The following is a 12,063-nucleotide window of genomic DNA, read 5'->3' on the forward strand; positions in this document are numbered from 1 at the left end:
AATTAACATCTACAAATATTTTAATCTTTTTATTTTACTTGATCCTCTATTGCAAAAGATCAGGCCTTAATTTCTCCGTTCGTTCGAGAGCTTTTTCCTCCCGCCATTGCTCTATTTTTCCAAAATTTCCGCTTAATAGAATTTCTGGGACTTTTACTCCTTTGTATTCCGCTGGTCTTGTGTACACGGGAGGAGCCAATAAACCGTCTTGAAAACTATCCGTCAGGGCCGATGTTTCATCATTAAGTACGCCTGGGAGCAGTCTAATTATAGTATCGCAAAGGACTGCAGCCCCTAATTCCCCACCGGATAATACATAATCGCCAATGGATATTTCCTTGGTTATCAACAAATCCCGTACGCGTTGATCTACTCCTTTATAATGTCCGCAAAGAATTATTATATTTTCAAGTAGGGAGAGACTATTCGCCATTTTCTGATTAAGTGTACTTCCATCCGGAGTCATATAAATGACCTCATCATAGTTCCTTTGCGATTTTAGCTGGGAAATACATTTATCTATAGGCTCTATCATCATAACCATTCCGGCCCCTCCTCCAAATTGATAATCATCTACTTGATTGTAACTATTGTCCGTATAGTCCCTTAAATTATGAAGGTGTACTTCTACCAAACCTTTATCAATGGCTCTTTTTAAAATAGATGCCTCGAACGGACTTTTAAGCAATTCCGGCAAAACGGTAATGATATCAATTCGCATTGGAACAACTGATTTATTTCGCGGGCCAAAAGTAGTGAAAACAGTGCGAATCCCTCGTCCAACCCAATTTTTCGTATAGTTTTTGTGCGGGATTGTCTGTTGCGGTCTCTAAAGCCAAGCCTTTGTATTGGTTTTTTCTACAGTATTCTTGGGCATTTTTTAAAAGAGAGCTGCCAACACCTAAATTCCTATAATTTCGGTTTACATAAATATCGTTCAGAATGAGGGTCGATTCAAGGGATACCGATGAAAATGAAAAATAAAGTTGTAAAAACCCGACTGGTATATACTCTTTAAAAGCAACAAATATGATGGATTCCTTGTGTTGAAATCGTGCTTCTAAAAAAACTTTCGCCCTATTCAAATCAGATGCTTGACCATAGAAAACCCTATATTGATCAAATAATGGAACTATAAGTTCCAAATCTGTGATATGGGCCTGTCTTACAATCATTATTAAAAAAAGCTCCCAAATGGGAGCTTAAAATTATTTCGCTTTCTTTTGTTTATTGAGCTCGTCCTGTAGCTTTCTACTAATTTTCTGTTCGCGTTCCAAAGCCCGTCTTCTATGATCCTCATATTCAACTTCCAATTCGGCAAGGTTCTGCTTGGCTTCTTGGGTCAGGATATTACTGCTTCTAAATTTATAAACAAACAAACCCAATAAGATAAACAGACCAGCAATAATGGTCCACAATATAATATTATAAGTCCCTTTGGATACTGAGAGGCCTAAAAAGGACATACTATCCTTTTCCTCCGTAACTGCGGCTAAATTCGTTGTGGTTTCCTCAAGTTTTTTGTTTATAGAGCTAATGGTTGTTTCATGCTCCGAAATCGTAGAATTAAGTTCAGCTATTCTTTTGTTAAAGGCTTTTAAGGAGTCAAGGACGTTTTCCCGTAATTTGTAGAGGTTTGTTTCCCTAACTACTTCATAACGTACTCCATCTGCACGGTAATTTCCGGACTTTTTGGTGACATATTCAAATTGACTTCCAATAGGACCACTGTCCAGGGATAGAGATTCATCATCTTCTGAATCCTGTGCAAAACTTACACTGGCAGTAAGTAGGACCGCCAGAAAAAATAATAACCTTGAAATTTTCATTCGTATTTAAATTTCCGTTAAAAACTGATTTAGAGAAGACTAAAGTAATTTAATAAAATCAAATGATGTAAAACCTCAGTCTTTAATTAATAGGTACGTAAAATCTTTCGAAAAGGATGTTTTGTACCGTTGTTTAATAATAGGTATAACGTCTTACTTTGGCAATATATTTTGCAAGTCGCATTACCTGTTGGGAATATCCAAATTCGTTATCATACCAAATATACAGTACCAAATTCTTGCCATTGTCAGAAACGATTGTGGCCTCACTATCGTAAACGGCGGGTGCAACAGATCCCACAATGTCCGATGAGACCAATTCCTTGCTTAGGCTATATTTTATTTGCTCCACCAAGTCGCCCTCGAGCGCGTATTTTTTTACAATGGTATTAATGCCTTCCAAAGAAGTCTTGTTTTTGATATCTAGATTAAGAATTGCCAAAGACCCGTTGGGGACAGGGACCCTAATTGCATTGGAAGTCAACTTGCCCTTTAGGTTGGGCAGGGCCTTAGTCACTGCTTGGCCAGCACCAGTTTCCGTAATAACCATATTCAGTGCCGCAGCCCTCCCTCGGCGATATTTATCATGCATATTATCCACAAGGTTTTGGTCGTTCGTATAGGCATGTATGGTTTCCAAATGTCCTTTTTTTATACCAATGGAATCGTCAATGACCTTTAGTATGGGAGTAATTGCGTTTGTTGTGCAGGAAGCTGCGGAAAATATATGAGTCGTATCTGGGTCATAGTCCAAATGGTTTACCCCGTGTACTATATTTGGTATCTCTTTGCCAGGTGCTGTTAAAAGTACCTTGGAAACACCTTGGGCCCTTAAATGTCTGGATAACTGGGTCTGATCCCTATAGGCCCCGGTATTATCAATTACAAGGGCATCGGATATTTCATATTGGGTGTAGTCTATTTCCTCTGGGACTTTGGCGCTAATTATTTGAACAGTTGTGCCATTGATCAAGAGGGTGTTGTCCTTGGCATTTACGGTAACCGTTCCCGTGAAATTACCATGAACGGAATCCGTTCTCAAAAGACTGGCTCTTTTTTCCAATATGTCTTCATCTAGGACCCCTCGTACAACAATGGCCCGCAATCGCATTTGATTGCCTTTTCCCGTTTTAGACATGAGTTCTCTTGCCAATAACCGACCAATTCTACCAAAACCATACAGAATGACATCCTTTGGTTTAATGCTTTTATAATCCGTTGCCGATTTAAGTTTATCGATAACAAAGGCTTTCACGTTATTAAAATTGTTATCATCGGAATGGTATTCATAGGTCAATTTACCTATATCCAATTTGGCCGGTGGCAACTTTAGGTCATTGATGGCTCTAAGGATTTCAACGGAATCAAATATGGAAATGGGCTTTTGCACAAACTCGCCGGCATACTCGTGCAACCGAATTATATCGCTTACATTTCGATCTATTAACGGGTTTTTAAATAGGACAATTTCTATGGACCTATCATACCATAAGTCGCTGATAATCTTTATAAACTCCGTCGTGGCCTTTCTTCTATCAGCTTGGAAAGCCAGTTCTTTTTCAAAGGATATTTTACGAGACATATTGGTTTGTTGTTATATAAGATCTCAAAATTATGCCTTTTGTGAAGATTTGTAACAACTATAAATGAAAAAAGCATCCATTTAGGGTGGATGCTTTCCAAACTTTAAATTTGAGTTATTGAAAAATTAAGCGTTCTCTTTCGCCTTTTTCATTAAGCATGGTGATAATAGTTTTTCCATACCTAGAAATGGCGCCAAAGGCCGTGTCCGCATCCGAAATATCCTTAATATCCTTTTCATCTACTTTAACGATGACCTTGCCTTCTAGCCCATAGCCCCGGTAACGCTCCGGTACTCCTGTAATTTTCACCCCGTTTTTTGTTCTAAATCTCTTTTGATCGTCCTTGGTCAGATTCTTTACTTCCATTCCCATAGCAGGTACTATCAATAATTGCCTTTCCTTTAAAATCACGGGTATGGTCAATAGTTCTTGATTTCTTTCAACGGTAACATTAATAGTATCATTGGGCCTTTTGGTACCCAAATAGCCTGTAAGGTCCGGATACTTGTGTATGTCTATTTGATCGACCTTTTTAATGATATCGCCCAATTCCAATCCTGCATCATCAGCACCGGATTCTTCCTCTATGCTTTCAATATATACCCCATCTATGTTATTTATGCCTCTTTCTATGGCATCCCGCGTATCCACGGGGGCAGGACTTATACCCATAAACGCCTTTCTAACGTTTCCATATTCCATGATATCGTTCACGACTTTCTTTGCGATATTGCTGGGTACCGCAAAGGAATACCCCACGTAAGATCCTGTTTGCGACGATATGGCCGTATTAATGCCAATCAAATCTCCGTTGGTATTTACCAAAGCACCTCCGGAGTTTCCTGGATTTACAGCGGCATCTGTCTGAATGAAGGATTGATTGGAACGGGTGTCCAAACTTCTGGCCTTGGCACTTACGATTCCCGCAGTGACTGTAGATGTCAAATTAAACGGATTTCCAACGGCCAATACCCATTCCCCAATTTTTGTATTATCAGAATCTCCAAAGGCCAAGTAAGGTAGTTTGTCCTCCGTGTTTATTTTGATTAGGGCAATGTCCGAGTTTGGATCGGTACCCACCAATTCCGCTTCAAAGGTCTGGTTGTTGTTCAAGGTTACCTGTAGCTGCGTTGCGTTGGCTATAACATGATTGTTGGTCACTATGTAACCATCTTGGGATATAATGACCCCGGATCCTGTTCCCACTTGGGGGGTTACGGTACCTCCGGATCCGTAAAAAAAATCGAAGACACTACTTCTTCGAGCGCTTAAAGTAAGGTTTTTTACGTGGACAACGGAATTTACGGTACGTTCGGCAGCATTTGTGAAATCAACTTCATTTATTCCAGAGCCTAAAGCCGAAGTTGGCGAATAATTAGTGCTAAAAATGGGTTGTGAATCATTGGAAGTTACAATGGCGTAGTTGGGTTTCTCAAAGAAAAACTTGTAGGCACCTAATGTTATGACACCGGCAAAGATGGAAACGAGTAAAAGTCCTCCAATTCTCTTCATAATCTATACTGTTTTAACCTTTTAAGGGTAAAATTACATCATTTCCATTTTTTTGGTAATGGTTTAACGACTTTTTAACTGCAAGGATGCCTCAATTTAATCCTATCTTTGTGGTTTAATTTAGGTTATGACCACTACATTTTATAAGTATCAAGGGACTGGTAACGACTTTATAATGATTGACAATCGGTCATTATTTTTTCCTAAGGAGGATCAAAACCTTGTAGCTTTTTTATGTTCCAGGAGATTTGGGATTGGGGCCGACGGACTTATTCTTCTTGAAAATGATGCATCCCTGGATTTTAAAATGGTGTATTACAATTCTGATGGCAAGGAGGGAAGTATGTGTGGAAATGGTGGAAGGTGTATTGTTGCTTTTGCAAAGTTCTTGGGCATTATAAATAAGACAACGGAATTCATGGCCGTGGACGGGCCCCATTCCGCATCGGTCAACGAAAATACCGTACGTCTAAAAATGCAGGACGTAGAGGAACTGAAAAGTAAACCAAATGCCTTGTACTTGAATACGGGCTCGCCCCATCACGTACAAATCGTATCAGGTCTTGAAAAGTTCAACGTTGCCAAGGAGGGTTCCAAAATAAGGTACGGTATTTATGGGGAATCGGGAAGCAATATCAATTTTGTGGAACAAGTAACCGAGGATACCTTTAGGGTAAGAACCTACGAGCGGGGAGTGGAGGATGAGACACTTTCATGTGGTACGGGAGTAACGGCCGTTGCACTGGCAATGCATTATTTGGGAAAATTAAAGGATAATTTTGCACACATAATCGCTTTGGGAGGTCAGTTAAAAGTCGAATTTGATTTTGAAAACAATACCTATTGCAAAGTCCATTTAAATGGAGAGGCCAAGCAGGTTTTTAAAGGTGAAATTTCATGGTAAGCCTTCAAGGAAAAAGTATTAAGTTAAGGGCCTTGGAAACAGGGGACTTGGATTTGCTTTTCGAACTGGAGAACCATCCTACGGTTTGGGAAATAAGTGGTACCATTGCACCTTATTCCAGAGATGTCTTAAAACTATACCTGGAAAATGCCCACAGGGATATTTATGATGTAAAACAATTGCGTTTGGTGATCTGTACCTTGGACAATGAAGCCATCGGCCTTATAGACCTTTTCGATTTCGACCCAAAAAACAAGCGGGCCGGGGTTGGTATCGTTATTTCTGAAGAAGGGAAAAGAAACAAGGGTATTGGTACGGAGGCCCTTGAAATATTATGTAGGTATGCTTTTAAGACCTTGGGTCTGCAACAGCTATACGCCAATATTTTGGAAGAAAACTACAGTAGCCTTCATCTGTTTAAAAAATTGGGCTTTGAACTGGTAGGAACCAAAAGGGATTGGATATTTACCGAAGGCGTTTTTAAAAACGAATTATTATTTCAAAAGATTTTTAGATAATGTACATCAAAAAAATTGTAGTCGCCATATTGATCTTCGGGCTAATCGGGGCCGGTGTATTTGCCTATAGAGTTTATAGCACTTTTTTTACTCCAAATACCAGCTTTAATAACAAGGAGGCTTTTGTTTATATAGGTTCTAACGACTCCTTTGCAGATGTTAAGGAACAGCTCGCGCCACTTTTGACCGATATTCCATCTTTTCAAAAAGCTGCAGAGAGGAAGGGATATGCATCCAATATTAGGGGTGGGAAATACCGCATTTCAAAAGGTATGACCAATAACGACATTATCAACAATCTAAGGGTAAACAACATCCCCGTAAGGGTATCCTTCAACAATCAGGAAAATATAGCCTCCTTGGCGGGCAGGATTTCCGAGCAAATAGAGGCGGATAGCCTTAGTCTTTTGAAGGTATTTAATGATACCGAGTTTCTGGGTGAGAACGGTTTTGATCAAGAAACTAAATTGGCCTTGTACATACCCAATAGCTACGAATTTTTTTGGAACACTTCTGCGGAAGAATTCCGGGACCGTATGCTAAAGGAGTATAAACGCTTTTGGAACGAGGATAGGATTGCTAAGGCCAAGGCCCAAGGAATGTCTCCCAATGAGGTGGTTTCTTTGGCCGCTATTGTCCATAAAGAAACTGCCAAGGTGGACGAAAGGCCACGTGTTGCCGGTGTCTATTTAAACCGATTAAGATCAGGTATGCTCTTACAGGCGGATCCTACGGTAATCTATGCCATTAAAAAGGTAACCGGAAATTACGATACCATTATTAAAAGGGTATTGTACAAGGATTTGGAAATGGATTCGCCGTACAATACGTATAAATACGGAGGTGTTCCTCCCGGACCCATTACCATGCCCGATATTAGTGCGGTTGACGCTGTCCTAAACCCTGAAAAACATAATTACTACTATTTTGTGGCCAATGTAAAGAACTTTGGTTACCATATGTTTGCCGAGAATATTGCACAGCATAACCGAAATAAGGCACAATACATCCGCTGGCTTAACGAACAGAAAATCAATAGGTAGGCTCTTATCGTTATTTTAAGACATGTTAACTAAAAGTGTATATTTTTAACAAAATCTTCCCAGTTTACGTTTTTAACATAATTAACTTTGCCCCAGAAATTTAAGCAAGCGATTTTATAGCTGTAAGTCTTAAGAAAAACACTTTATGAAAAGATGGATATTGTTCTCTTGTCCTCTTATCGTGATTTTTATTTTTTCGAGTTTCAGTTTTAGGCTTTACAATGTTGAAGTTCCTGAAGCTTTAAAAGTAAAAGAACCCCCTCCGTTTTTGTTCCCCCAGGACAAAGCTTATTTTGAAAAAATGAATGTACGACCACCCTTCTTGGGGAGCAGGTACATCGGATTTAAGGAAGCCTTGGCTTTCAAGGAGTCTCAAGGCAGTTATTCGGCTGTAAATTCTTTCGGATATTTGGGTAAATACCAATTCGGCGTCAATACGTTGGCCCTAGTAGGTGTATACGACTCGATTCACTTTTTGGAAAACCCTGCCTTGCAGGAGGAAGTCTTCGAAAAGAATATCGCCCGAAACAAATGGATCCTAAGAAAGGATATCCAGCGATTTGTGGGCAAACGTATCAATGGCATCGAAGTAACCGAGTCTGGTATCGTGGCTGCTGCCCATCTGGCGGGACCTGGAAATGTGAAACAGTATTTACGCACCTTTGGTAAGACAGATGTTACGGACGGTTATGGAACTACGATCGCGACGTATTTGAAGATATTTTCAGGATTTGACATCACTATGATTAAACCTATAAAAAACCCAAGAATATAAAATACTATTATATATGAAAATGGAAAAGCCTTGGCAGTAATGTCAAGGTTTTTTTATGCCTGAATGATAAAAATTGTTGGGCGTTTATGTAGGTCTACCTGTTCAAATTTCCATTGAGAGGCGGGCTTGGTCCTAATAAATTCTGTGGTAAGGGTAATGTCACATGCTATGCAAATTCTGGTATTACCGGAGACCGTTTTTAAAAGCTCTTCCAACAGCTTATTGTTTCTGTAGGGTGTTTCTATGAAAATTTGGGATTGGTTTTCTTCCTTGGATTTTCTTTCCAAGGTCTTTATTTGTTTTTTTCTTTCTGAGCCTTCAATCGCCAAATAACCATTGAAAGCAAAATTTTGCCCGTTCATGCCACTGGCCATAAGGGCAAGTATGATAGAGGATGGTCCAACCAACGGAACCACTTGTATGTTCCTCTCATGGGCAATTTTTACGACGGCGGCCCCTGGATCTGCAATTCCTGGGCACCCGGCTTCGGACAATATGCCCACATCATATCCTTCCGAGCATGGGTTCAAAAAACTTGGTATCTCAGACGCTTCTGTGAACTTGTTGAGAGGAAAAAGGGTCAAGGAGGGTTGTGATTTTCTGGGCGAAACTTTCTTTATAAAATGTCGCGCCGTCTTTTCGTTCTCAACAATGTAGATATTTATTTCTTCGATCGCCCGTTTAATGGAAATGGGAAGTACTTCCAATGGGGGAATTTCTCCTAGGGTAGAGGGAATTAAATAGAGTTTGCCTTTTTTTGATATTTGGTCCGCCATTGTTCTTTAGGATAATTTTTTGGCTATTGTTTCACACGCCGCGTCTATCATGTGAAAAACCTTTTCGAAACCATCGACCGAATCATAATAAGGATCGGGCACCTCTAGCTCCCCATTGTTTGTTTCACTTAGCAATAATTTGACCTTGGCCGCTTGCTCTTCATTTCTGCTCAAGCCAATTATGTTGCTATAATTGCTTTTATCCATGGCATAAATGATGTCAAAATCTTCCAAATCCTTCGCCTTAAGCTTTCTGCATACTTGATGACTGATGTCGATACCGTATTTTTTGGCAATTGCAATGGACCTGTGATCGGGTGGATTTCCAATATGATATCCTCCCGTACCTGCAGAATCTATATATACTGTAGCGGTGTCAACCTTGCTTTTTAGAATACCCTCGGCCAATGGCGACCTGCAGATATTTCCAAGGCAAACCATCAAAACTTTGGTCTTCATCAAATTCAGGAGAATTTTTTGGTAAGGTCTTCTATGTATTTGCGAAACTGCTTATCCGTTTCGGCAAGATTATCCACGGTCTTACATGCATGTAAGACGGTAGCGTGGTCCCTTTTGCCAATTTGCGAACCAATGCTCGCCAAAGAGGCCTTTGTGAATTTTTTGGCAAAGAACATGGCCAATTGCCTCGCCTGCACAATATGTCTTTTTCTTGTTTTGGATTGTAATGTAGCAACGTCCATTTCAAAGTAATCGGAGACTACCTTTTGTATATAATCAATGGATACCTCTCTTTTGGTGTTCTTTACGAACTTCTCAACTACTTGTTGCGCCAATTCAATGGTAACTTCCCGTTTGTTTAGGGTAGATTGTGCAATAAGGGAAATAATTGCACCTTCCAGTTCCCTGATATTGGTCTTAATGTGTTTGGCCACATAATCAATGATATCATCGGGCATTTCCACACCATCCCTATATAGTTTGTTCTTTAGGATGGAAATTCGGGTTTCATAATCCGGACTTTGTAATTCTGCCGACAATCCCCATTTAAAGCGGGAAAGTAGTCGTTGCTCGAAGTCCTGCATATCCACTGGAGCCTTATCCGAAGTTAAAATGACCTGTTTGCCATTTTGATGGAGATGATTGAAGATATGGAAAAACACATCCTGGGTTCCCGATTTGCCGGAAAGGAATTGTACGTCGTCAATAATCAACACATCTATCAACTGATAGAAATGGATAAAATCGTTTCGGGTATTTTTCTTGACGGATTCTATGTACTGTTGGGTGAATTTTTCCGCCGAAATATATAATACGGTACGTTCTGGATATTTGTCCTTTATTTCAACCCCAATGGCATGCGCCAAATGGGTCTTTCCCAAACCAACGCCCCCAAAAACCAACAAGGGGTTAAAGGATGTGCCTCCCGGTTTGTTGGCTACGGCCATACCTGCCGAGCGAGCCAAGCGATTGGAATCACCTTCTAAAAAATTATCGAAATTATAGTTAGGGTTTAACTGGGATTCAATTTTAATATTCCTAATGCCCGGAATTACGAAAGGATTTCGTAGTTCCGGATTTTTGGACTTTATGGGAACGTCCATTTCCTGGGGACTCATATTGCCCCTATTGGAACTGGGTATTTTTTCAGTGAAAGGTTCTTTGTTGCCATAGGTATTTTCCATCTTAATAATGTATACCAATTTGGCAGTTTCACCAAGCTGTTTCGTTAAGGCTACTTTAAGTAATTTCACGTAATGCTCTTCCAGCCACTCGTAAAAAAATTTACTTGGAACTTGTATACTTAACGCATTATTGGAAAGCTTAATAGGCTTTATAGGTTCAAACCAAGTTTTGAATGCCTGCGGTTGGATGTTATCCTTGATAAATACCAAACAATTTTTCCATACGGAATCGGCAGTAACATTCATAATAATTAAAGCTCTTGTTATTGGTTAGTTTAAAGCGAACAAATTCAAAAAATAGAGACAGTTATATTAGCTCTGTAAGGTGGACAAATATGTGAACAAAAATTCTAAAAAAAAAATCAATACCTATTGAATTTGAGCTTTTTTTTCCTCATGTTCGTTGCCTACCAACGGGGGCTTTAAATATATAGTTTTTAATTATAAATCTATGGGGTTTAACGAAATTTCTTTTCGAGTAAGATATGGGGAAACAGATCAAATGGGCGTTGTGTATTATGGTAACTATGCGCAATATCTTGAGATGGGAAGGGTTGAGTGGCTAAGGTCCCTGGGGCTTTCCTACAAATGGATGGAGGAGCATGGGGTCATGCTTCCAGTTATTTCCCTTAAAATAGAATATAAAAATCCTGCACGATATGACGACCTCATAACGGTCCGTACCCAACTAAAAAACAAACCGTCCGTACGTATAGAATTTGACTATGTTATACTGAACAAGGATGGTGAAATTTTGATCGAGGCGAACACCGTTTTGGTGTTCATGGACGCTTATAAGAAAAAGCCTATAAAGTGTCCCGATTATATTCTGGAAAAACTGTTATAATTCTTACTTTTTTAAATCAGGCAATTGGACGGAAACTTTATGATGGGCTTTCAATTGTTCCAAAATGCCGGGTAGTAGATCTTTTTGAACCGAAACATGTATTTCACAATCCAGATGCAGCTTTTGGGAAAGTATTTCCAATTGGTTCTTTTTAATGAACCTCATGACGGTATCCATTTCCGCATATTCAAATGTCATCGATAATTCCTCCGTTAAAACTTTTTCCGATATCACTGAATTTTCCAATGCCAACTTGGCCGTCTCCCTATAAGCGGTCATCAAACCGCCTACACCCAATTTTGTACCTCCAAAAATACGGGCTACAGCTACCAACACATTGGTTACCTCAAAGGATTGGATTTGACCATAAATAGGTAGTCCTGCAGAATTGTTAGGCTCCCCATCATCATTTGCCCTATATTGAACGTCCATAATTCCTAATTGCCAAGCATAGCACACGTGGTTTGCCGTGGGGTGAAGTTTACGAAGTTCTTCAAGTATCGTTTTCACCTCTTCTTCGGTAGTTATAGGAAAGGTATATCCAAAGAACTTGCTTTTCTTTTCCTTAAACAATACTTCCCCTGAAGGTTTGTCCGTAGTCTTGAATCTAGTGATTTTGGAATCCATTGCGTG

14 protein-coding genes are annotated in these 12,063 nt (G+C 39.7%); 5 read left to right on the forward strand and 9 right to left on the reverse strand.

Going from position 1 to position 12,063, the window contains the following annotated elements:
- Positions 1–46: 46 nt before the first annotated feature.
- The 5 genes from trmD to DZC72_RS11045 all read right to left on the reverse strand — a co-directional run bounded on the left by trmD (position 47) and on the right by DZC72_RS11045 (position 4,924).
- Positions 47–721 carry a tRNA (guanosine(37)-N1)-methyltransferase TrmD gene (trmD, locus tag DZC72_RS11025; RefSeq protein WP_125222986.1) on the reverse strand — a complete coding sequence of 225 codons (675 nt, stop codon included), beginning with the start codon at positions 719–721 and terminating at the stop codon, positions 47–49.
- Between the two features lie 13 nt (positions 722–734).
- Positions 735–1,175 (reverse strand): GNAT family N-acetyltransferase, encoded by a 441-nt coding sequence (locus DZC72_RS11030; RefSeq protein ID WP_125222987.1) that lies wholly within the window; start codon positions 1,173–1,175, stop codon positions 735–737.
- 33 nt (positions 1,176–1,208) lie between these two features.
- Positions 1,209–1,829 (reverse strand): tRNA (guanine-N1)-methyltransferase, encoded by a 621-nt coding sequence (locus tag DZC72_RS11035; RefSeq protein ID WP_125222988.1) that lies wholly within the window; start codon positions 1,827–1,829, stop codon positions 1,209–1,211.
- 133 nt (positions 1,830–1,962) lie between these two features.
- Entirely contained in the window at positions 1,963–3,411 is a 1,449-nt protein-coding gene (locus tag DZC72_RS11040) for a glyceraldehyde-3-phosphate dehydrogenase (RefSeq protein ID WP_125222989.1), read from the reverse strand.
- 115 nt (positions 3,412–3,526) lie between these two features.
- Positions 3,527–4,924: a S1C family serine protease gene (locus tag DZC72_RS11045; protein WP_125222990.1), complete on the reverse strand. Its 1,398-nt coding sequence runs from the start codon at positions 4,922–4,924 to the stop codon at positions 3,527–3,529.
- 127 nt (positions 4,925–5,051) lie between these two features.
- Between DZC72_RS11045 and dapF the strand changes: the two genes are divergently transcribed.
- The 4 genes from dapF (at position 5,052) to DZC72_RS11065 (ending at position 8,164) form a co-directional block, all read left to right on the forward strand.
- Positions 5,052–5,828, forward strand: coding sequence for a diaminopimelate epimerase (gene dapF / locus DZC72_RS11050; protein WP_125222991.1), 777 nt, complete (start codon positions 5,052–5,054; stop codon positions 5,826–5,828).
- On the forward strand, positions 5,822–6,346 hold the full coding sequence (locus DZC72_RS11055) for a GNAT family N-acetyltransferase (protein WP_125222992.1): 525 nt from the start codon (positions 5,822–5,824) through the stop codon (positions 6,344–6,346). The genes dapF and DZC72_RS11055 overlap by 7 nt, the downstream gene beginning before the upstream one ends.
- A complete protein-coding gene (mltG, locus tag DZC72_RS11060; protein ID WP_125222993.1) occupies positions 6,346–7,389 on the forward strand; it encodes an endolytic transglycosylase MltG in 1,044 nt (347 codons plus the stop codon). The genes DZC72_RS11055 and mltG overlap by 1 nt, the downstream gene beginning before the upstream one ends.
- 145 nt (positions 7,390–7,534) lie before the next feature.
- Positions 7,535–8,164, forward strand: a complete 630-nt coding sequence (locus tag DZC72_RS11065) for a hypothetical protein (protein ID WP_125222994.1) — start codon at positions 7,535–7,537, stop codon at positions 8,162–8,164.
- A 53-nt stretch (positions 8,165–8,217) separates the two neighbouring features.
- Here DZC72_RS11065 and DZC72_RS11070 read toward each other — a convergent pair whose 3' ends face one another.
- Genes DZC72_RS11070 through dnaA form a run of 3 tightly spaced genes read right to left on the reverse strand, consistent with a single transcriptional unit; the run spans position 8,218 to position 10,829 of the window.
- Positions 8,218–8,940 carry an SAM-dependent methyltransferase gene (locus tag DZC72_RS11070; RefSeq protein WP_125222995.1) on the reverse strand — a complete coding sequence of 241 codons (723 nt, stop codon included), beginning with the start codon at positions 8,938–8,940 and terminating at the stop codon, positions 8,218–8,220.
- Positions 8,941–8,946: 6 nt separating this feature from the next.
- Positions 8,947–9,399: a low molecular weight protein-tyrosine-phosphatase gene (locus tag DZC72_RS11075; RefSeq protein WP_125222996.1), complete on the reverse strand. Its 453-nt coding sequence runs from the start codon at positions 9,397–9,399 to the stop codon at positions 8,947–8,949.
- Positions 9,400–9,404: 5 nt separating this feature from the next.
- A complete protein-coding gene (gene dnaA / locus DZC72_RS11080) occupies positions 9,405–10,829 on the reverse strand; it encodes a chromosomal replication initiator protein DnaA (protein ID WP_125222997.1) in 1,425 nt (474 codons plus the stop codon).
- Between the two features lie 205 nt (positions 10,830–11,034).
- Between dnaA and DZC72_RS11085 the strand changes: the two genes are divergently transcribed.
- Positions 11,035–11,430 carry an acyl-CoA thioesterase gene (locus DZC72_RS11085; RefSeq protein WP_125222998.1) on the forward strand — a complete coding sequence of 132 codons (396 nt, stop codon included), beginning with the start codon at positions 11,035–11,037 and terminating at the stop codon, positions 11,428–11,430.
- 3 nt (positions 11,431–11,433) lie between these two features.
- On the opposite strand, the gene DZC72_RS11090 is transcribed toward DZC72_RS11085, so the two are convergent.
- The gene (locus DZC72_RS11090; RefSeq protein WP_125222999.1) at positions 11,434–12,057 is read right to left on the reverse strand and encodes an IMPACT family protein; all 624 of its coding nucleotides are present in this window, start codon (positions 12,055–12,057) and stop codon (positions 11,434–11,436) included.
- Positions 12,058–12,063 lie beyond the last annotated feature (6 nt).

It is taken from the genome of Maribacter algicola, assembly GCF_003933245.1.
GTDB lineage: Bacteria > Bacteroidota > Bacteroidia > Flavobacteriales > Flavobacteriaceae > Maribacter > Maribacter algicola.

Coding starts and splice junctions, on each gene's coding strand:
- DZC72_RS11055 (WP_125222992.1), top strand. CDS start 5,822: ATGGTAAGCCTTCAAGGAAAAAGTATTAAGTTAAGGGCCTTGGAAACA.
- DZC72_RS11030 (WP_125222987.1), bottom strand. CDS start 1,175: ATGATTGTAAGACAGGCCCATATCACAGATTTGGAACTTATAGTTCCA.
- DZC72_RS11085 (WP_125222998.1), top strand. CDS start 11,035: ATGGGGTTTAACGAAATTTCTTTTCGAGTAAGATATGGGGAAACAGAT.
- DZC72_RS11070 (WP_125222995.1), bottom strand. CDS start 8,940: ATGGCGGACCAAATATCAAAAAAAGGCAAACTCTATTTAATTCCCTCT.
- DZC72_RS11075 (WP_125222996.1), bottom strand. CDS start 9,399: ATGAAGACCAAAGTTTTGATGGTTTGCCTTGGAAATATCTGCAGGTCG.
- DZC72_RS11035 (WP_125222988.1), bottom strand. CDS start 1,829: ATGAAAATTTCAAGGTTATTATTTTTTCTGGCGGTCCTACTTACTGCC.
- DZC72_RS11090 (WP_125222999.1), bottom strand. CDS start 12,057: ATGGATTCCAAAATCACTAGATTCAAGACTACGGACAAACCTTCAGGG.
- DZC72_RS11040 (WP_125222989.1), bottom strand. CDS start 3,411: ATGTCTCGTAAAATATCCTTTGAAAAAGAACTGGCTTTCCAAGCTGAT.
- dnaA (WP_125222997.1), bottom strand. CDS start 10,829: ATGAATGTTACTGCCGATTCCGTATGGAAAAATTGTTTGGTATTTATC.
- DZC72_RS11065 (WP_125222994.1), top strand. CDS start 7,535: ATGAAAAGATGGATATTGTTCTCTTGTCCTCTTATCGTGATTTTTATT.
- DZC72_RS11045 (WP_125222990.1), bottom strand. CDS start 4,924: ATGAAGAGAATTGGAGGACTTTTACTCGTTTCCATCTTTGCCGGTGTC.
- dapF (WP_125222991.1), top strand. CDS start 5,052: ATGACCACTACATTTTATAAGTATCAAGGGACTGGTAACGACTTTATA.
- mltG (WP_125222993.1), top strand. CDS start 6,346: ATGTACATCAAAAAAATTGTAGTCGCCATATTGATCTTCGGGCTAATC.
- trmD (WP_125222986.1), bottom strand. CDS start 721: ATGCGAATTGATATCATTACCGTTTTGCCGGAATTGCTTAAAAGTCCG.